General features: G+C 68.4%; 22 protein-coding genes. 6 read left to right on the forward strand and 16 right to left on the reverse strand.

The genetic code is table 11. The features are described from left to right. Positions 1-99: 99 nt before the first annotated feature. From ACY3GB_RS14500 to ACY3GB_RS14540, 9 genes are all read right to left on the reverse strand, one after another. On the reverse strand, positions 100-921 hold the full coding sequence (locus tag ACY3GB_RS14500) for a lysostaphin resistance A-like protein (RefSeq protein ID WP_463089360.1): 822 nt from the start codon (positions 919-921) through the stop codon (positions 100-102). Positions 922-990: 69 nt separating this feature from the next. Beyond that, positions 991-1314 (reverse strand): cytochrome c, encoded by a 324-nt coding sequence (locus tag ACY3GB_RS14505; RefSeq protein ID WP_463089361.1) that lies wholly within the window; start codon positions 1312-1314, stop codon positions 991-993. Beyond that, a complete protein-coding gene (locus ACY3GB_RS14510) occupies positions 1311-2537 on the reverse strand; it encodes a molybdopterin-dependent oxidoreductase (protein WP_463089362.1) in 1227 nt (408 codons plus the stop codon). Before ACY3GB_RS14510 ends, ACY3GB_RS14505 begins: the two co-directional genes overlap by 4 nt. Before the next feature lie 80 nt (positions 2538-2617). Further along, complete coding sequence (locus ACY3GB_RS14515) at positions 2618-2908, reverse strand: hypothetical protein (protein ID WP_046156080.1); 291 nt, start codon at positions 2906-2908, stop codon at positions 2618-2620. A gap of 74 nt (positions 2909-2982) precedes the next feature. Further along, positions 2983-3444, reverse strand: coding sequence for a CYTH domain-containing protein (locus ACY3GB_RS14520; protein ID WP_463089363.1), 462 nt, complete (start codon positions 3442-3444; stop codon positions 2983-2985). 38 nt (positions 3445-3482) lie between these two features. Then, positions 3483-3899 (reverse strand): CopD family protein, encoded by a 417-nt coding sequence (locus ACY3GB_RS14525; protein ID WP_046156082.1) that lies wholly within the window; start codon positions 3897-3899, stop codon positions 3483-3485. Between the two features lie 64 nt (positions 3900-3963). Then, on the reverse strand, positions 3964-4311 hold the full coding sequence (locus ACY3GB_RS14530; protein WP_463089364.1) for an MmcQ/YjbR family DNA-binding protein: 348 nt from the start codon (positions 4309-4311) through the stop codon (positions 3964-3966). Positions 4312-4314: 3 nt separating this feature from the next. Continuing rightward, a complete protein-coding gene (locus ACY3GB_RS14535; RefSeq protein ID WP_463089365.1) occupies positions 4315-5136 on the reverse strand; it encodes a M48 family metallopeptidase in 822 nt (273 codons plus the stop codon). Then, positions 5136-5300: a rubredoxin gene (locus tag ACY3GB_RS14540; protein ID WP_011133707.1), complete on the reverse strand. Its 165-nt coding sequence runs from the start codon at positions 5298-5300 to the stop codon at positions 5136-5138. Before ACY3GB_RS14540 ends, ACY3GB_RS14535 begins: the two co-directional genes overlap by 1 nt. 74 nt (positions 5301-5374) lie before the next feature. On the opposite strand from ACY3GB_RS14540, the gene thiD reads away from it, so the two are divergent. Next, positions 5375-6220: a bifunctional hydroxymethylpyrimidine kinase/phosphomethylpyrimidine kinase gene (thiD, locus tag ACY3GB_RS14545; RefSeq protein WP_463089366.1), complete on the forward strand. Its 846-nt coding sequence runs from the start codon at positions 5375-5377 to the stop codon at positions 6218-6220. Continuing rightward, positions 6204-6827 carry a thiamine phosphate synthase gene (gene thiE, locus ACY3GB_RS14550; protein ID WP_463089367.1) on the forward strand — a complete coding sequence of 208 codons (624 nt, stop codon included), beginning with the start codon at positions 6204-6206 and terminating at the stop codon, positions 6825-6827. Before thiD ends, thiE begins: the two co-directional genes overlap by 17 nt. On the opposite strand, the gene ACY3GB_RS14555 is transcribed toward thiE, so the two are convergent. The 6 genes from ACY3GB_RS14555 to zwf all read right to left on the reverse strand — a co-directional run bounded on the left by ACY3GB_RS14555 (position 6814) and on the right by zwf (position 13103). Continuing rightward, positions 6814-7188, reverse strand: coding sequence for a hypothetical protein (locus ACY3GB_RS14555; RefSeq protein WP_463089368.1), 375 nt, complete (start codon positions 7186-7188; stop codon positions 6814-6816). The genes thiE and ACY3GB_RS14555 overlap by 14 nt on opposite strands. Before the next feature lie 153 nt (positions 7189-7341). Continuing rightward, complete coding sequence (pgi, locus tag ACY3GB_RS14560) at positions 7342-8985, reverse strand: glucose-6-phosphate isomerase (protein WP_463089369.1); 1644 nt, start codon at positions 8983-8985, stop codon at positions 7342-7344. Positions 8986-8996: 11 nt separating this feature from the next. Then, positions 8997-9845 carry a transcriptional regulator HexR gene (gene hexR / locus ACY3GB_RS14565; RefSeq protein ID WP_021478900.1) on the reverse strand — a complete coding sequence of 283 codons (849 nt, stop codon included), beginning with the start codon at positions 9843-9845 and terminating at the stop codon, positions 8997-8999. Next, on the reverse strand, positions 9838-10881 hold the full coding sequence (locus ACY3GB_RS14570) for a glucokinase (protein ID WP_463089370.1): 1044 nt from the start codon (positions 10879-10881) through the stop codon (positions 9838-9840). The genes hexR and ACY3GB_RS14570 overlap by 8 nt, the downstream gene beginning before the upstream one ends. After that, positions 10862-11539, reverse strand: a complete 678-nt coding sequence (gene pgl / locus ACY3GB_RS14575; protein WP_463089371.1) for a 6-phosphogluconolactonase — start codon at positions 11537-11539, stop codon at positions 10862-10864. The genes ACY3GB_RS14570 and pgl overlap by 20 nt, the downstream gene beginning before the upstream one ends. A gap of 85 nt (positions 11540-11624) precedes the next feature. Then, positions 11625-13103, reverse strand: coding sequence for a glucose-6-phosphate dehydrogenase (gene zwf, locus ACY3GB_RS14580; RefSeq protein ID WP_463089372.1), 1479 nt, complete (start codon positions 13101-13103; stop codon positions 11625-11627). 258 nt (positions 13104-13361) lie between these two features. Between zwf and edd the strand changes: the two genes are divergently transcribed. After that, positions 13362-15194 carry a phosphogluconate dehydratase gene (edd, locus tag ACY3GB_RS14585; protein ID WP_463089373.1) on the forward strand — a complete coding sequence of 611 codons (1833 nt, stop codon included), beginning with the start codon at positions 13362-13364 and terminating at the stop codon, positions 15192-15194. 69 nt (positions 15195-15263) lie between these two features. Continuing rightward, the gene (locus tag ACY3GB_RS14590) at positions 15264-15890 is read left to right on the forward strand and encodes a bifunctional 4-hydroxy-2-oxoglutarate aldolase/2-dehydro-3-deoxy-phosphogluconate aldolase (protein ID WP_463089374.1); all 627 of its coding nucleotides are present in this window, start codon (positions 15264-15266) and stop codon (positions 15888-15890) included. Positions 15891-15965: 75 nt separating this feature from the next. Here the strand turns inward: ACY3GB_RS14590 and ACY3GB_RS14595 are convergent, their stop codons facing one another. Next, positions 15966-16853 (reverse strand): LysR family transcriptional regulator, encoded by an 888-nt coding sequence (locus ACY3GB_RS14595; RefSeq protein ID WP_463089375.1) that lies wholly within the window; start codon positions 16851-16853, stop codon positions 15966-15968. 112 nt (positions 16854-16965) lie between these two features. On the opposite strand from ACY3GB_RS14595, the gene ACY3GB_RS14600 reads away from it, so the two are divergent. Both ACY3GB_RS14600 and ACY3GB_RS14605 read left to right on the forward strand, forming a co-directional pair. Next, positions 16966-18183, forward strand: coding sequence for an MFS transporter (locus tag ACY3GB_RS14600; RefSeq protein ID WP_463089376.1), 1218 nt, complete (start codon positions 16966-16968; stop codon positions 18181-18183). Between the two features lie 322 nt (positions 18184-18505). Continuing rightward, positions 18506-18906: IS110 family transposase (locus ACY3GB_RS14605; RefSeq protein WP_463089377.1), on the forward strand; the 401-nt coding region annotated here is incomplete at its 3' end.

Here is an 18906-nt window from a genome sequence, read left to right on the forward strand (position 1 = left end):
GAAGAACACGATTTTAACCGATGCGACAGGCGACCCGTTATGGTTTTTTATTTTCAGATCAAGACAGTTAGCGCATAAAGCGGTCCCGAAACGATGCTCTCAAGCCAGTTTCGGATAGGTGAACAGCAACAGGTGCAGCGTGTTGAAGCCCACGTGCGCCAGCACTGCCAGCCACAGCTGGCGGCGCGCGGCGTAGATCAGGCCGTAGCCGATGCCCGCCAGCGTGGCCAGGCCCATCCAGGACCAGCCGCCGGCCAGGTGGGCCAGGCCGAACAGCAGCGACGCCGCCATCAGCGCGGCGAAGGGTTCGGTGCGCAGTTCCAGCCAGCGCTGGACGCCGGCGCGGAAGAAAGCTTCCTCCACCAGCGACACCAGGAAGCAGTTGGCCAGCAGCCAGGGCAGCAGCCAGGCCGGCCATTTCGGCGCGAAGCCTACCGCGCCGACGGCGGCGGCGATGCCGAGCACGAACAGCAGCGCCAGCGCGCCGACCGCCGCGGCCGGCCAGCCCAGTTGCCGCTCCGGCAGCGGCGCGCGGCACAGGTTCAGCAGCAGCAACAGGCCGGCGAAGCCCTTGTCGTAGCTCCAGAACAGCCGGTACGGCGCGCTGTCGGGGCTGGCCCGGCCCTGCCACAGCAGCGGATTGTCGAAACCGGGCAACGCGTGCACCGCCAGCGCCAGCAGCGCGGCGATCCACACCAGGTAAAGCTCGGGCCGCGGATAGCGGCGCAGCGCCAGCGTCAGCCCGGCGACCGCGGCCGCGCTCACCACGCCCAAGGGCTGCAGCACGCCGGCGGCCAGCGCCAGCATCGCGCTGGTGATCAAGGCGATCCAGCCGGGCGCCTCCTGGCGCAGGCTGGCGGCGAGCAGTCCCAGCGCCAGCAGGCCGTAGGCGGCCAGCGTCAGGGAGGGAAGCGTGAACATGGCGGCTCCGTCGCGGGATGGGCAAGCGTCCGATGATAAGGCTTGGACGCGGCGAGGCCAAACGCTTCCTCAGGGTTTGGGCGGATGCGGCCGCAGCAGCCGGCGGCGTTGCGCGTCGGCCAGATAGGCGGCGATCGGCGCCACCTCTTCCGCCGGGATGGGCGCCTTGAACGCCTGCCGCATCTTGTCGACGACGGCGCGCCAGCGCGCTTCGTCGAAGTCTGGCTGCAGCGCGATGTAATCGACGGAATGGCAGATCATGCAGCGCTGCAGCGCCGGCAGATAGCCGGGGTGGCCGCTATCCGGCAGCATCGCCGTCTCGTTGGGCAGCGCGATGCTGGCCGCGCCGGCGGGGGTGGCCAGCAGGGCCAGGGCCAGCAGCGCGGCCCTCATCGCGCCGCCTCCGCGACCATGATTTCCACCCGCTCGACCACGTTGCGGGCGTAGCCGCCGGGGTTCCAGGGCTGCGCCAGCGGCTGGACCTGGCCGTCGTTGGCGGCGGCGCGCGCCATCAGCGTCAGCGGTCCCGGCTTCACGCCGTCCAGCGCCAGCGTCCACGGCCGGAACGCGAAGCGCCCGGCGTCCGGCCCCAGCTCGGCCTGCCGCCAGCTGACGCCGCCGTCGGCGGAGACGTCCACCCGGCGGATGCCGCTGCCGCCGTCGAAGGCGATGCCGCGCAGCGCCAGCCGGCCATCCGGCGCGGCGATCGCGTCGCCGTGGGCCGGATGGGTGATGAAGCTGCGCACCTTCATCCGGGTCAGCCGCGCCGTCTTGTCCGGCTTGGTCCCCGGCGGCACGCCGTTGTCCGGCGTGTCGGGCACGGTGTAGGCCTGGCTGGCGAACCAGCCGTCGAACACGTGGTCGAGCGCTTCGATATGCGACAGGTGCTTGATCCAGTAGGCGGCGTAGAAGCCGGGAATCACCAGCCGGATCGGGTAGCCGTTCAGCACCGGCAGCGGCCGGCCGTTCATCTCCCAGGCGATCATCGGCTCCGGCCGCAGCGCGTCGGCGAGGTCCAGCGAGCGGATGAAGGGCGGCGTTTCTTCCAGCGCCGGCTGGTCGGTCCCGCGGCAGGCGATCTGGCGCGCGCCGTCCAGCACGCCGGCGGCGGCCAGCACGTCGGCCAGCCGCGCGCCGGCCATCTCGACGCAAGCCATCGAGCCGTTGCCCAGCTGCGCCCCTTGCACCCGCGGCTGCGACAGGCCGCGGCCGTTGCCGGCGCACTGCATCACCACGGTCTGGCGCACCGTCTCGAAGCGCTTTTGCAGGTCGGCCAGCGTCAGCGTCAGCGGCTGTTTCACCTTGCCGGCTATGGTCAGCGTGTGGGAAGAGGGATCGATGTCCAGCGGGTGGCCGGCCAGGTGGTAGCGGACGAACACCGCCTCGTTGGGCGTGATCAGCCCGCGGTCGAATTGGGAAAACGGCGTTTCCAGATGCACCGGCCGGGCGGTGATGCGCAGCAGCGGCATCTTCTGCGGGTAAGGCGCCAGCTCGCGCCAGCCGTTGTCGAAGCCTTGGTCCAGCCAGGCGCCGGCGCAGGTCCGGCCGGCCAGGCCCAGCAGGCCGGCGGCGAGGCCGGCTTTCAGCAAGGCCCGGCGAGTTGCGGCATCGTCCATGTTGCGCCCTCTGGGCTGGGGAATGAACGCGATGCTAGGAGCCGCGCGGGCGGCCGTCTACCGGGGAAAGGGACAGGCGCTCAGCCGCGGCGGGCGCGCCAGCGCCGCGTCAGCGCGCCGGCGGTGGTGGCGAGGATGCCCAGCCCGGCCACCCACACGCCCAGGCCGAAGCCGGGCGGCATTTCGCCGGAGTCGGTCGCGGCGGGCTCGGCCAGCAGCATCATCAGCAGGCCGCCGACCAGCAGCAGCGCGCAGCCCAGCCAGTACAGCCGGCGCTGGTGCCAGCCCTGGAACAGCGAATACAGCAGCGAGCCCAGGTACAGGCCCAGCAGCGCGGCGGCGGGAATCCATTCGGAGGAAGGGGTGGACATCGGTCTGGCGTTCGATTGCAGGCAAAAGACGATAGACCCGGCCGGCCGGGACTGGTTCGCCCGGCCGCGTCCTTCTACCAGCTGCGGTACGGGTTCTTGGACAGGTAGGCGTTGGTGTAGCGGCCGTCCTCGGTCACCTCTTCGCCCACCCATTCCGGCTTGGCGAATGGGGTGTCCTCGCCGGGCAGCTCGATCTCGGCCAGCACCAGGCCGGCGTTGTCGCCGAAGAACTCGTCCACTTCCCAGACGAAGCCGCCGTGCTCGATGCGGTGGCGCAGCTTGTCTACCACCATCGGGCACATCGCGGCCATGATGGTTTGCGCGTCGGCCAGCGGGATCGGGTATTCGAACTCATGGCGGCTGACGTTGCTGATATTGCTCTTCAGCGTCAGCCAGGCCTGCTCGCCGACCACCCGCACCCGCACCGTGCGTTCTTTTTCCACCGACAGATAGCCCTGCCGGTATTGCACGGCCGGGGCCAGGCCGCGCCAGCCGTCGCCGCTCACCACGAAACGGCGTTCGATTTCCAATGCCATCGATCAAATCCTCAAGCGAATTCAGGGTTAGGGATACATCAGAACGGCTTGACCACCACCAGGATCACGATCGCCAGCAGCGCCAGCACCGGCAGCTCGTTGAACACGCGGAACCAGACATGGCTCTTGCGGTTGCTGTGGGTGACGAAGTCGCGGCCCAATTTGGCGCAGTAGCCATGGTAAACGGCCAGCAGCGCCACCAGCGCCATCTTGGCGTGCAGCCAGCCGCCGGAAATGCCGAAATCCAGCCACAGCAGCAGGCCGGAGCCTATCGCCAGCACGCCCAGCGGCGTCATGAAGCGGAACAGCTTCCTGGCCATCAGCAGCAGGCGGTCGTACTCCGCCGGCTGGCGCGCCATCGCCAGGTTGACGAATAGCCGCGGCAGGTAGAACAGCCCGGCGAACCAGGACACCACGAAGAAGATATGGAAGGCTTTCAGGTACAGATAGCTCATCGACTTTCCTATTGGGGCGGGATGGGGCGATGGACCGGGCGCCGCCGGCCCGGTTCCCGTCGGATCAGGACCAGGCCTGCCGCTGCGCCTTCGGCAGCTTGGCCAGCGCCAGCGCGCGCGAGCGTTCGACGCCGCGGCGGATGTCGTCCGGCGCCAGCGCCTCCAGCGAGGTCACCTGCACCCAGCGGGCGCGGGCCAGATACGGCGCCGGGCGCACGCCGGGCAGGCCGGACAGCGCCAGGAAATCGCCATCGTCGACCTTGTAGCTGATGCCGGCTTCGCCGCAGACCAGGAACATCTTGCCGCCGATGGAGACCACGCGCGTCCCGCCCCACTTGACGTCGAACTCGGCGCCCGGCAGCGCGCGGGCGTGGTCCAGCATCTCGTCGAACAGGGCGGCGGGCAGCGGCATCGTTCAGCCCTTCTTCGGCGCGGCCTGGTACAGCGGCCACACTTGCGGGATATGGGCCTGCAGGTCGCGGATGCGGGTGGGGCCGGACGGATGGGTGGACAGGAACTCCATGCCGTTGCCGCCGCCTGCCGCCTGCATCTTCTGCCAGACGTTGACCGCGGAGTTGGGGTCGTAGCCGGCGCGCGCCATCAGCTCCAGGCCCATGATGTCGGCCTCGGACTCCATCGCGCGGCTGTGCGGCTTGGACAGCGTCACGTCGCCGACCAGCGAGGCCAGCTTCAGCTGGCTGTCGTTGAGGCCGACCAGCGCGCCGACCAGGCCCAGGCCCATCTGCTGCGCGTAGGCCTGGCTCATGTTCTCGCGGGTGTGTTCGCGCAGCGCGTGCGAGATCTCGTGGCCGATCACGGCGGCGAGCTCGGCGTCGGACAGCTTCAGCTGCTTGACCAGGCCGGTGTAGACCATGATCTTGCCGCCGGCCATCGCGTAGGCGTTCATGTCGTCGGTGGTCAGCACGTTCACCTCCCAGCGCCAGTTGCGGGCGTCGGGGCGGAAGGACGGCGTCTGCGCGATCAGCCGCTGCGACACGCGGCGCACGCGGGCGGTCAGCGCCGGATCGGTGTTCAGGCGGCCCGCGGCGCGGGCCTTCTGCAGCTCGCCGGCGTAGGATTTGGCCGACATCTGCTCCACTTCCTGGCTGGACAGCAGCATGCTCTGGCCGCGGTTGACGCCGACCGCGCCGCCGGCGGTGGTGTTCACCTGGGCACAGGCGGCCAATAGCGCGGCCAGCAGCGCGCCGCCGATCCAGCGGGTCCGTTTCCCGGCCATCAGATTTCCACCATCTGGAAATCGTCCTTGCGGGCGTCGCAGTCGGGGCAGGTCCAGTTGGGCGGCAGGTCTTCCCAGCGGGTGCCGGGCGGGATGCCGTCTTCCGGCCGGCCGGCTTCTTCGTCGTAGATGAAACCGCAGATCAGACACATCCAAGTACGCATCGCTTCGTCCTCGTGTTCGGATAAAATGGGTATTCTAAATCGTGCCACCGTAATAAAACAGAAGAGGTTCGCCCTTGACCACTCCTCCCCCCCCTCCCGTGGTGCTGACCCTGGCCGGTTCCGACCCCTCCGGCGGCGCCGGCATCCAGGCCGATATCCTGACGCTGGCCAGCCTGGGCTGCCATCCGCTGTCGGTGATCACCGCGATCACGGTGCAGGATACCGTGGGCGTCAACGACCTGATGGTGCTGGAAGCGGACTGGGTCAACGACCAGGCTCGCTTCCTGCTGGAAGACATGCAGGTGGCGGCGTTCAAGATCGGCATGCTGGGCAGCGTGGAAAACGTCGCCGTGGTGGCGCAGCTGATCGCCGACTACCCGGACATCCCGGTGGTGCTGGACCCGGTGCTGGCCAGCGGCGGCGGCCACGAGCTGGCCGACGAAGACCTGATCGGCGCGATGCGCGACATGCTGATTCCGCAGGTGTCCATCCTGACGCCCAACAGCCTGGAGGCGCGCCGGCTGGCCAGCAACGATCCGGACGAGGACGAGGAGCTGACGCTGGACCAGTGCGCCGAGCGCCTGCTGGGGCTGGGCTGCCCCTACCTGCTGATCACCGGCACCCACGAAAACACCAAGGAAGTGGTCAACAGCCTGTACGGCCAGGACGGCGTGGTGCGCGCCGACCACTGGGAGCGGCTGCCGGGCAGCTACCACGGCTCCGGCTGCACGCTGGCCTCGGCCATCGCCGGCATGCTGGCCACCGGCCTGTTGCTGCCGGAGGCGGTGCGCGAGGCGCAGGAATACACCTACCAGACCCTGGTCAACGGCTTCCGCCCCGGCATGGGCCAGTTCCTGCCGGACCGGATGTTCTGGGCGCGCGGCGACGACGAGGAAGACGGCGATGCCGCCAAGGGTTGAGGGCCTGTACGCGGTGACGCCGGACGGCCTGGACGACGCGCGCTTGTTCGCGCTGGCCGGGGCGGCGCTGGCGGGCGGCGCGCAGACGCTGCAATACCGCGACAAGAGCGGCGACGCCGACCGCCGGCTGCGCCAGGCGGCCGAGCTGCGCCGCCTGTGCCGTGTCCACGGCGCGCTGTTCATCGTCAACGACGACGTGGCGCTGGCGGAGCGGGTCGGCGCCGACGGCGTCCACCTGGGCCGCGACGACGGCGACATCGCCGCCGCGCGCGTCCGGCTGGGCACGGACGCGGTGGTGGGCGCGTCCTGCTACGACCGCATCGAGCTGGCGCGCGCGGCGCTGGCCGCCGGGGCCAGCTACGTCGCCTTCGGCGCGGTGTTTCCGTCGCGGACCAAGCCGCACGCGGTCGCCGCGCCGCTGTCGCTGTTTTCCGAGGCGGCGGCGCTGGGCGCCAACGCGGTGGCGATCGGCGGCATCGCGCCGGACAACGCGGCGCAGGTGGTCGACGCCGGCGCGGACGCGGTGGCGGTGGTGGGGGGGATATTCGAAGCGGCCGACGCGGCGGCGGCGGCGCGGGCGCTGGCGGGCCTGTTCACAGCACGATGATGTCGGCCAGCCGGTAGCTGCCGGCGCGGTCTTCCTGGCAGAAGGCGCGGGCGCGCACGGTGACGGCGCGGCCCTTCAGCCTGGCCATGCCCTGCTGGCTCAGCGCCAGGCTGCGCATTTTCTGCTCGCCGCAGGCGGCGCCGTCGTCCAGCCGCAGCGGATGGTCCAGCTTCAGATGATAGGCCTGGAACAGCGTGCCTTCGGCTTTGCTGCCGGAGCGCACGGGCCCGATCACGGTGCCGCTCAGGGTCAGGGGGGCGGCGGAATCGCCGTTGATGCGGAAAGCCTGGCCGGCGGCATGGCCGGCCAGGCTGCTCGCCAGCATGAAGCCGGCCAGCGCGGTACTGCAGAGCTTACTCATCCCGATGAATCTACCAGTCCATTATTTTTTCAGACTTGTGCCGCCATTTCATCAGCGATTCATCTGTCAGACAATCAGGGATATCCCGACTTTGGCCAAATAAAAAACGCCCCCGCCTGATGACGGGGGCGTTTTTCGATGCCGGCGGAGGGCTCAGCCGTTGACCTTGCGGTACAGCTGGATCAGCCGGCGGGTGGAGCTGTCGTGCTCGGCCTGGTCCAGCTTGCCGGTCAGCTCGGCGTGGATGGTCTTGGCCAGCTGCTTGCCCAGCTCCACGCCCCATTGGTCGAAGCTGTTGATGTGCCAGATCACGCCCTGGACGAAGATCTTGTGCTCGTACAGCGCGATCAGCGAGCCGAGGTTGCGCGGGTCCAGCCGGCTCATCAGCAGGGTGTTGGTCGGGCGGTTGCCGTCGAACACCTTGTGCGGCACCAGATCGTCCAGCGCCGCGCCCTTCAGCCCCTGCTCCGCCAATTCGGCGCGCGCCTCGTCGGCGGTCTTGCCGCGCATGAAGGCCTCGGCCTGGGCGAAGACGTTGGCCAGCAGGATTTCGTGGTGGCCCGGCAGACTGGAGCGGTTTTCCAGCGAGGCGATCAGGTCGATCGGCGAAATGTGGGTGCCTTGGTGCAACAGCTGGAAGAAGGCGTGCTGGCCGTTGATGCCGGTCTCGCCCCAGATGATGGGCGCGGTTTCAAAGTCGACCGGCTGGCCGTCCAGCATGGTCTTCTTGCCGTTGGACTCCATGTCCAGCTGCTGGATGAAGGCCGGCAGCCGGTGCAGGTACTGGTCGTACGGCGCGATCACGTGGCTGCCGCCGCCGTAGTAGTTGATGTACCAGATGCCTATCATCGCCAGCAGCACCGGCATGTTCTGCTCGAACGGCGCGTTCATGAAGTGCTGGTCCATGATGTGGGCGCCGTTGAGCAGCTCGGTGAAGTTCTCTTCGCCCAGGTAGAGCATGATGGGCAGGCCGATGGCCGACCACAGGCTGTAGCGGCCGCCGACCCAATCCCAGAATTCGAACATATTGGCCGGATCGATGCCGAAATCCGCCACCGCCTTCTGGTTGGTGGACACGGCGACGAAGTGCTTGGCCACAGCCTTTTCGTCGCGGGCGCGGGCCAGGAACCACTCGCGCGCGGTCAGCGCGTTGGTCAGCGTTTCCTGGGTGGTGAAGGTTTTGGACTCCACCACGAACAGCGTGGTCTCCGGGTGCACCTTCTTCAGCGTTTCCTTCAGCTGCGCGCCATCGACGTTGGAGACGAAGTGCATGTTCAGCCGCGGGTGGCCGAAGGGCTTCAGCGCGGAACAGACCATCAGCGGGCCGAGGTCGGAGCCGCCGATGCCGATGTTGACGATGTCGGTGATCGGCTGGTTGGTGTAGCCCAGCCAGTCGCCGGAGCGCACCGCGTGGGCGAATTTTCCCATCCGCTCCAGCACCGAGTTGACCTTGGGCATCACGTCCGCGCCGTCGACGCGGATCGGCGAGTTGGTGCGGTTGCGCAGCGCCACGTGCAGCACCGCGCGGTCCTCGGTGCGGTTGATCTTCTCGCCCTTGAACATCGACTTGATGCGCGCGGGCAGGCCGGCTTCGCGCGCCAGCTCCATCAGCCCCAGCAGCGTGGCGTCGGTGATGCGGTTCTTGGAATAGTCGAGGAACAGTCCGCCCACTTCCAGCGAGTAGCGCTCGGCGCGGCCGGGATCGGCGGCGAACAGGTCTCGCATGTGCAGGTGCTTGGCCTCGGCGAAATGGTCCCACAGGGATTGCCAGGCCGGCAGTTCGGTCAGTTCACTCATGATGTTTCGTCCTATTCCTGTTGTTTATTGTCCAGCCTGCGGTTCTTCAGGCTGTGCTTGGTCTTTTCCAGCTGGCGGATCAGGCCCGGGCCGCGGCGCAGCGCCACGCTGACCGTCAGGATGTCGATCTGCACCAGGTGCACGATGCGCGAAATCATCGGGCTGTAGGTTTCGTTGTCTTCCAGCGTGTCGGCGATCAGCGACACCGTGGCGCGGCGCGCCAGCGGCGAGCCGCTGGTGGTCAGCGCGATCACCTTGGCGCCGGAGGCCAGCGCCACGTCCACCGCGTCCAAGAGCTCCATGGTGCGGCCCGAGCTGGAGATCGCCACCAGCACGTCGTCCGGGCCCAGCACCGACGCCGCCATCATCTGGATGTGGGTGTCGGAATAGGCGACGGTGGGGATGCCGAAGCGGAAGAACTTGTGCTGGGCGTCGGCGGCGATGATGCCGGAGTTGCCCAGGCCGTAGAACTCGATGCGGTTGGCGTCGGTCAGCAGCCGCACCGCGGCCTCTATCGCCTGCGGATTGACGTCGTTGCGGCACTTGAGCAGCGCCGACACGGTGTTGTCGAACACCTTGGCCACGATCTCGGACGTCGGGTCTTCCGGGCGCACGCTGGAGTGGACGTAGGGCACGCCGGTCACCAGGCTGCCGGCCAGCTTCAGCTTGAAGTCGGGCAGGCCGGAGCAGCCGACGGTGCGGCAGAAGCGGATCACGGTGGGCTGGCTGACGCCGGCGTTCTTGGCGATCTCGGCGACGGCGGCCTGGATCACGGTGTACGGCTGCTCCAGCACCAGATCGGCCACCTTGCGTTCGGCCGAGGACAGCTGTTCCAGCTGGCCGCGAATGCGATCAAGCATGCATGTCTCCTGCGGAGCCGCCGCGAGGATGGGTGGTCGTGTCCACCGGGGCCGGGTCGCGCGGCGCCAGGTGGTCCGCCAGATGGGCGGCCACGCCCGGCAAGGCCGGATAGGCGCTGGTGATCAGGTAAACCGGAATGTCGGCCAGGTAGGCCGACATCCGCCCCTTGTCCTCGAAACGGCGGCGAAATGGGGATTGTTCAAAAAAACCGCTCAAACGCGGCACAATACCACCACCTATGTATACCCCGCCACGGGCACCGAGGGTCAAGGCCAGGTTCCCGGCCGCGGAACCTAGCAATCCGCAGAAGATTTCCAGCGTTTCGCGGCAGCGCGCGTCGGCGCCGGACAGGCCGCGGGCGCTGACTTCGGCCGGCGCCAGATCCGCCTCTTCCGCCCCGTCCAGCGCGCACAGCGCCCGGTGCAGCAGGCTGAGGCCGGAGCCGGACAGCAGCCGTTCGTGGGACACGTGGCCGAAGCGGGCCGAAACGTAGCGCCAGACGCCGATCTCGCGCTCGTTGGCCGGCGCGAACGAGGTGTGGCCGCCCTCGCCGGACAGCGCGCGCCAGCCGCCGGCGTGCGGCACCAGCGCCGACACCCCGAGTCCGGTGCCGGGGCCGATCAGCGCCAGCGGCGAATCCGGCCGCGGCGCGCCGCCGCCCACCTGGGCCAGCTCCCGGCGCGGTAGCCTGGGCAGGGCCAGCGCCAGCGCGGTGAAGTCGTTGAGCAACAGCAGCGTGGTCAGGCCCAGCGCGCGGCGCGTCGCTTCGATGGAAAACGTCCAGTGGCAATTGGTCATCGCCACCTGGTCGCCGTTCAGCGGATTGGCGATGCCGATCGCGGCGTGGGCGACGCGGCGGGCGCCGGCTTGTGCCAGGTAGTCGCGCAGCGCGTCCTGCAGCATCGGGTAGCGGGCGTTGGACAGCGTCAGGATGTCTTCAATCACTCCGGGCGCGGTTTCCAGCGCGAAGCGCGCGTTGCTGCCGCCGACGTCGCCGAGCAGCCGCGGCCAGGCTTCAGGCAGACCAGTAGACATCGAGCGGCACCTTGTCCTGGGCCAGGAAATGGCTGATCGGCAGCGCGTCGTCGGGGCCGCGGGCGGCGGCCTCCAGCACTTCGCGCTTCTTCGCGCCCTGGATGGACAGGATCAGGCAGCCGGCCTGCAGCAGCGCGGCGTAGCTCAGCGACACGCGGCGGTGCGGCGCGGTCTGCGGCGTCACCGCCAGGAAGGGCGACGGGTTGGCTGGATCGAGGCCGGCGGCCAGCTCCGGCGCGCCGGGGAACAGCGAGGCGGTGTGGCCGTCTTCGCCCATGCCCAGGATGGCCACGTCCGGCGCGATGAAGTCGCGGTTGTCGGCCGCCACTTCGGCGTCGATGTTGGCGACGGCGCGCACCAGCGGCAGGAAGCGCGCGGTCGCGGCGCGGCCTTGCAGCAGGTGCTCGCGCACCAGCGCGCCGTTGCTGTCGACGTGGTCGGGGGCGACGAAGCGCTCGTCCACCAGGCTGACGGTGACGCGGGCCCAGTCTATCGCCATCTCGGACAAGAGCTTGAACAGCGGGATCGGCGACTTGCCGCCGGACACCGCCAGCGCGGCCTGGCCGCGGCTTTCTATCGCGGCGGACAGGCGGGCGGCGATGCTGTTGGCCAGCGCGTCGGTCTGTTGCGCGGCGTCGGGGAATTCCAACCAGTTCATTCGCTTACCTCGGTCGTTTTGTTGGTGCGGCGCGTCACCTTCATGGGGTGGCCCGCCGAGTGAGTGCACCGCGCCGATCAAGCGCTCAGCACTCCTCGTGCCAGCTGATGCCGTCGCGCGACAGCAGCGCGCTGGACGCGGCCGGGCCCCAGCTGCCGGCGGTGTACTGCTTGGGCGGGTTGTTGGTGCTGGCGGCCCAGGTGTCCATGATGGGCTCCACCCAGCGCCAGGCCTCGATCAGCTCGTCGCGGCGCATGAACAGCGCCAGCTTGCCGCGGATCACGTCCAGCAGCAGGCGCTCGTAGGCGTCGGCGCGGCGCACCTTGAACGCCTTGTAGAAGTCCAGGTCGAGGTAGGTCGGCTGCAGGCGCATGGTGTCGCCGGGCTCCTTGGCCAGGAAGTACAGGCGGATGCTTTCCTCCGGCTGCAGGCGGATCACCAGCCGGTTGGCGTGGTGGCTGCCGCCCAGCGGGCCGGAAAACACCTGGTGCGGCACGTCGCGGAAGTTGATGACGATCTCGGCCAGACGCTCCTGCATGCGCTTGCCGGTGCGCAGGAAGAAGGGCACGCCGGCCCAGCGCCAGTTGTCGATCTCGGCCTTGATGGCGACGAAGGTCTCGGTCTGGCTGCCGGCCGGGATGCCGTTTTCCTGCTGGTAGCCGACCACCGGCTGGCCGCCGCTGGCGCCGGCCTTGTATTGGCCGCGCACGGTCTTGGCGGCGACGTCCTGCTCGGAGAACGGGCGCAGCGCCTTCAGCACTTTCAGCTTCTCGTCGCGGACGGCGTCGGCCTCCAGGTTGGCCGGCGGCTCCATCGCCACGATGCACAGCAGCTGCAGCAGGTGGTTCTGCACCATGTCGCGCAGCGCGCCGGTGCCGTCGTAGAAATCGCCGCGGCTGCCGACGCCCAGCTCTTCGGAAATAGTGATCTGCACGTCGTGGATCCATTCGCGGCGCCACAGCGGCTCGAACAGCGCGTTGGCGAAGCGGATGGCCATCAGGTTCTGCACCGATTCCTTGCCCAGGTAGTGGTCGATCCGGTACAGCTGCTCTTCCTGGAAGAAGCGGGCGACGTCGTCGTTGATCTCGTTGGACGAGGCGAGGTCGGTGCCCAGCGGCTTTTCCAGCACCACCCGCACATTGGGGCGGTTCAGGCCGACGGCGGCCAGGTTTTCGCAGATGCCGGCGAACAGATTGGGCGCGGTGGCCAAGTAGCAGACCACCACCTTGCCGGCGTCGTCGCCCACCTTCGCCGCCAGCGCCGGAAAGTCGGCGGCCTGGGAGGCGTCGACGCGCAGGTAGTCGATGCGGCTACAGAAGCTTTGCCAGGCGGCATCGTCGAAGTGGGCCTTGATGTGGATGCGGGACTGCTTTTCGACGGAAGCCAGGTAATCGTCGCGGCTCAGGTCCTTGCGGCCCAGCGCCAGGATGCGGCCCTGCTCGTTGAGCAGGCCGGCGGCATGGGCCTGGTACAATGAGGGCAGCAGTTTGCGCATCACCAGATCGCCGGCGCCGCCGAACAGCACCATGTCGAAGGCCGGAGTAGGGGTAGAACGAGTCTCCATCCTGATCTTCCATCTCGTTAAGTGTATTAGATGTAGTTATATTACCATTCGCCATCGTGCTGTCTACGTCGCTACAGACGATGTGGCCGCTTTTGCAACACCATTTGCCTTGGCTCAAAAATCGGCTATTTCCGCTGGAAATCCTTGAGAAGAAATAGGATAGTCGCCTTGGGCCGCCGTGAGCGGCGCGTAGCGAACCTTGCTTTTTGAGTGTAGTAAAACTACCATCAGTTTCAAATCCAATTACGGAATGTCATCATGGCCTTGCATCCCACCCTGTCCGCCGTCACCGACCGCATCGTCGCGCGCAGCCGCGCGCGCCGCGACGCCTACCTGGCCCGCGTGCGCGCCGCCGCCCAGCAGGGCCGGGTGGAACGCGCCCAACTGTCGTGCACCAACCTCGCCCACGCCTTCGCGGCGATGCCGGACACCGTCAAGATCCACCTGAAGGAAGAGCACCGGGCCAACCTGGCGATTGTATCTTCCTACAACGACATGCTGTCGGCCCACCAGCCGCTGGCGGCCTTCCCGGCCTGGCTGAAGGAGGCCGCGCTGGCCGCCGGCGCCACCGCCCAGTTCGCCGGCGGCGTGCCGGCGATGTGCGACGGCGTGACGCAAGGCCAGCCGGGCATGGAGCTGTCGCTGTTTTCCCGCGACGTGATCGCGATGAGCACCGCCGTCGCGCTGAGCCACCAGATGTTCGACGCCGCGCTCTACCTGGGCGTGTGCGACAAGATCGTGCCGGGCCTGATGATCGGCGCCCTCACCTTCGGCCACCTGCCGGCGCTGTTCGTTCCCGCCGGCCCGATGACCACTGGCATCGCCAACGACGAGAAGGCCAAGGTGCGCCAGCTGTACGCCGAGGGCAAGGTCGGCCGCGACGCGCTGCTGGAGTCCGAGTGCCAGTCCTACCACGGCCCCGGCACCTGTACCTTCTACGGCACCGCCAATTCCAACCAGATGCTGATGGAGATCATGGGCCTGCACCTGCCGGGCGCCGCCTTCGTCAATCCGAACACCGCGCTGCGCGAGGCGTTGACCCGCGCCGCCGCCGTCCAGGGCAAGAAGATCGCCGCCCAGGGTGAGCAGTTCACCCCGGTGGGCGAAATGATCGATGAGAAATCCATCGTCAACGCCATCGTCGGCCTGCTGGCCACCGGCGGCTCCACCAACCACACCATGCACATCGTCGCCATCGCCCGCGCCGCCGGCATCGACGTCAACTGGGACGATTTCGACCAGCTGTCCGCGGTGATTCCGCTGTTGGTGCGCGCGTATCCGAACGGCAAGGCCGACGTGAACCACTTCCACGCCGCCGGCGGCATGGGCTTCGTGATCCGCGAGCTGCTGTCCGCCGGCCTGCTGCACGAGGACGTGGGCACGGTGATGGGCCGCGGCCTGTCGCGCTACACCCAGGAGCCGTGGCTGGACAACGGCGAACTGAAGTGGCGCGACGCGCCGGCGGTCAGCGGCGACGACAGCGTGCTGCGCCCGGCGTCCAACCCCTTCTCCGCCGACGGCGGCCTGAAGCTGATGGCCGGCAATATCGGCCGCGCGGTGATCAAGGTGTCGGCGGTGAAGCCGGAGCACCGCGTGGTGGAAGCGCCGGCGGTGGTGTTCCACGACCAGAACGACATGCTGGCGGCGTTCAAGCGCGGCGAGCTGGAAAAAGACTTCGTCGCGGTGATCCGCTTCCAGGGCCCGCGCGCCAACGGCATGCCGGAGCTGCACAAGCTGACCCCGGCGCTGACCATTCTGCAGGAGCGCGGCTTCAAGGTGGCGCTGGTGACCGACGGCCGCATGTCCGGCGCGTCCGGCAAGGTGCCGGCCGCCATCCACGTGTCGCCGGAAGCGCTGTCCGGCGGCGCCATCGGCAAGGTCCGCGACGGCGATTTGATCCGCGTCGACGCGCACACCGGCGAGCTGTCCGCGCGGGTGGACGCCGCCGAATGGGCGGCGCGCGAACAGGCCCAGGCCGATCTGTCGCACAACGATTACGGCATGGGCCGCGAGCTGTTCGCGGTGTTCCGCCACGGCGCCGACGAGGCCGAGGCCGGCGCGATGAGCTTCCGCCACCCCGCCTGGAACTGAGCGCGGGCGGCACAATATTCAGCAGGGCGGCGCAGCGTGAGTCTGGCCGTCCGCCAACAGGAGATGGAAATGGATGCATTGTCTGTACTGCGCCAGGGCCCGGTGGTTCCGGTGATCATCGTCAACGACGCCGCGGTGGCGGTGGACCTGGCCCGCGCGCTGGTGGACGGCGGCATCAAGGTGCTGGAAGTGACGCTGCGCACCAAGGCGGCGCTGGCGGCGATGCGCCGCATGCGCGACGAAGTGCCGGAAGCCATCGTCGGCGCCGGCACGCTGCGCAACCGCGCCCAGCTGGAGGCGGCGGTGGACGCCGGCGCCCAGTTCGGCATCAGCCCGGGCTTCTCCGGCGAGCTGGCCTCGGCGGCGCGCGCGTCCAACCTGACGCTGATCCCCGGCATCGCCACCCCGTCGGAAGCGATGTGGGCGCAGGACGAAGGCTTCAACACGCTGAAGCTGTTCCCGGCCGAGGCGGTGGGCGGCGTCAAGTTGTTGAAGTCGCTGGCCAGCCCCTTCCCGGACCTGCGCTTCTGCCCGACCGGCGGCATCGACATCAAGAAAGCGCCGGAATACCTGGCGTTGCCCAATGTGCTGGCCGTCGGCGGCAGCTGGCTGACGCCGGACGACGCCATCGCCGCGCGCGACTGGGGCCGCATCACCGCGCTGGCCCGCGAGGCCTGCCAGCTGAACGCCGGCTAAGCGTCCCGCTGCCGCTGCATCGATGCCGCCCGCGGGCGGCATTTTTCATGGCCGCGCCTTGGCTCTAAGGTTTCGTCAGCGGGTCTCAGGCGCGAACACCCGCTCGGCCATGTGGTCGATGAAGGCGCGCAGCCGGGGCGGCATCGCAGGGGCGGCCGGCCACAGCAGGTACAGGTTTCCGCTGCGTTCAACCCGGGGCGCGTCCAGCGGCACCAGCGCGCCGGCGGCCAGCTCGCGGCGGACGGAGAAGTCCGGCAGGCAGGCGATGCCCATGCCGCGCGCGGCCAGCTCGATCAGCGCCTCGCCGGTGTTGCAGCTGGCGCTGACCGGCGGCGACGCGTCTTCCGCGTCCGCCAGCGGCCACGGCAGCAGCTTGCCGCTGTGGGGCAGCCGGTAGTGCAGGCAGCGGTGGTTTCGCAGATCGCGCGCCGTTTGCGGTCTGCCGTATTCGGCCAGGTAGCCGGGCGAGGCCAGCAGCCGCATGCGGTAGCTGCCCAGCCGGCGCGCGGCCAGCCGGGAGTCGCCGGGCTCGCCGCCGCGCACCACCACGTCGAAGCCCTCGCCGATCACGTCCACCAGCCGGTCGCTGTAGTCCAGGTCCAGCTCCACCTGCGGATAGCGGCGCATGAAGTCGGCCAGATGCGGTGTCAAGAGCCCGCTCTCGTGCGGCACCCCCACCTTCAGCCGGCCGTTGGGCGCGGCCAGGCCCTGCTGCAGCTCGCGCTCGGCCGCGTCCGCCTCTTCCAGGATGCGCAGGCAGCGCGCCAGGTATTGCTGCCCTTCGGCGGTCAGCGCCAGCCGCCGCGTGCTGCGGTGGACCAGCCGCGCGCCCAGCCGCTGTTCCAGCCGCGCCAACCCCTTGCCCACCGCCGACGCCGACAGGCCCAGCTGCCGTCCGGCCGCCACCAGGCTGCCCTGGCGCGCGATCTGGGCGAACAGCTCGATTCCGCTCATTCTGTCCATGGTTTTCTCTGAATTGCGGAAATAAATTCCGCTATGAGCGGCATGCTAACCCATTTATCCATCATGGACGCGCTTTTAGCATCGGGGTTTCAACCCTTGCAGGAGCTTTGCCATGCCGACGACGACAGCGCATCCCGAACCCCATGGCGCGCCGCCGCTGCCCGCCGCCATCTATCTGCTTAGCCTGTGCATTTTCGCGATGGCCACTTCGGAATTCATGGTGGCCGGCATGATGCCGTCGCTGGCGGCGGCCTTCCGCGCCTCGCTGGCCGAGGTCGGCAATCTGGTGTCCGCCTTCGCCGCCAGCGTGGTGGTCGGCGGACCGCTGCTGACCTGGCGGCTGCGCGCGGTCCGGCGCAAGCCGGCGCTGCTCGGCCTGCTGGCGGCGTTCCTGATCGGCCAGCTGATCGGCGCGACGGCCGATGGCTATCCGCAGATGCTGGCGTCGCGCATCGTCTGCGGCGTCGCGCAGTCGGCCTTCTTCGGCGTGGCCCTGGCGCTGGCCGGCGAGCTGGTGGGCATGGGCCGCATCGCCCGCGCCGCCGGCCTGGTGTTGAACGGCCTGATGCTGGCCTCGGTGGCCGGCTTGCCGATGGCGACGCTGCTGGATCAATACTGGGGCTGGCGGCCGGCGTTCTGGCTGGTGGCGGCGCTGGCGGGGCTGGCGATGCTGGGCATCGCCGCGGCGGTGCCGGCCGGGGACAAACCCGCCGGCCAAGAGGCCGGCGAGGAATGGCGGGCGCTGGCGCGGCCGGCCTTGTGGGCCGCCTATCTGTCCAGCGGCCTGATCATCGGCGCGGTGTTCGCCGCCTTCACCTATCTCGCGCCGCTGTTGCTGCGCGTCAGCGGTTTTTCCCCGGCGATGGTGCCGCTGCTGTTCGGCGCCTACGGCGCGGCGACGGTGCTGGGCAATCTGGTCACCGGCCGGCTGGCCGACCGCCACACCCGGCGGGTGCTGCAGGGCGGCGTCCTGACGCTGTTTTTGGTGATGCTGGCTTTGGCGCTGGGCGCGCAATGGCAGGCGCTGGCCGTGGCCGGGGTGGGCTTGCTGGGGCTGTCCGGCTTGCCGATGAATCCGGCGATGGTGGCGCGGGTGGTGCGCGCCGGCGGCGCGGGGCCGATGGTGAACAGCCTGCACATGGCGGTGGTCAACCTGGGGCTGATGTTCGGCGCCTGGGCCGGCGGCTTGTGCCTGGACGCCGGCTGGGGCCTGCGCGCGCCCTTGTGGCTGGGCGCGGCGCTGGCGCTGCTGGCCTGGCTCAGCCTGGGGCTGGACCGGAGCGGCGATAGCTGGCGAGCCAAGGCCCGCCCGGCGGATGTGTCGGTTTGATGGAAGCGTAGGTTGGGCTGAATAAAATGAAGCCCAACGTTTACCGAGAGAGTAAGGCCATAAGATATGACTTCACCGTGCGCGGTAAACGTTGGGCTTCGCAGGCTTAGCCCAACCTTGTATCTTGCAATTGGTAGTGGTGAGCCGCCACTGCCTGGAGCCGAAGCAGCTTGGGCCCAATCTTAAGGCCAGACCTTGAGCCGTAGATAAAGCCTTCGACTCCACCTCATCGCCAAATCCGACACTGAACGTTAGCCAAGGGTTCGACCCTGCATGCACAAGGCAAATGGGCGATTAGGCATTTTCCGTGAGGACCCGCTTTATGCATTATCTCGGAATAGACGTAGCCAAAGCCAAACTGGACTGCACTCTTTTGCTGGATGCCGCCAACAAACGCAAAGCCAAATGCGTGAGCAACGATAAAACCGGCATTCATGCTCTGTTGTCATGGCTGACCAAGCAAGGCCTGGAGCCCCGGCAGGTTCATGCCGTGATGGAAGGCACCGGCGTGTATCACGAACAAGCAGCCATCGCCTTGTGCGATGCCGGTGTGATCGTTTCCATCATCAACCCGGCGCAAATCCGCGACTTCGCTAAAGGCTTGGCGATTCGAACCAAGACCGATGGCGTAGATAGCTTGGTCCTGGCGCGTTATGGAGCCTTGCTCCAACCTATGGCCTGGATTCCTCCCAGCCGGCAAGCCCGTGCGCTACAGGCGTTGCT

It is taken from the genome of Chromobacterium sp. Ag138, assembly GCF_055181315.1.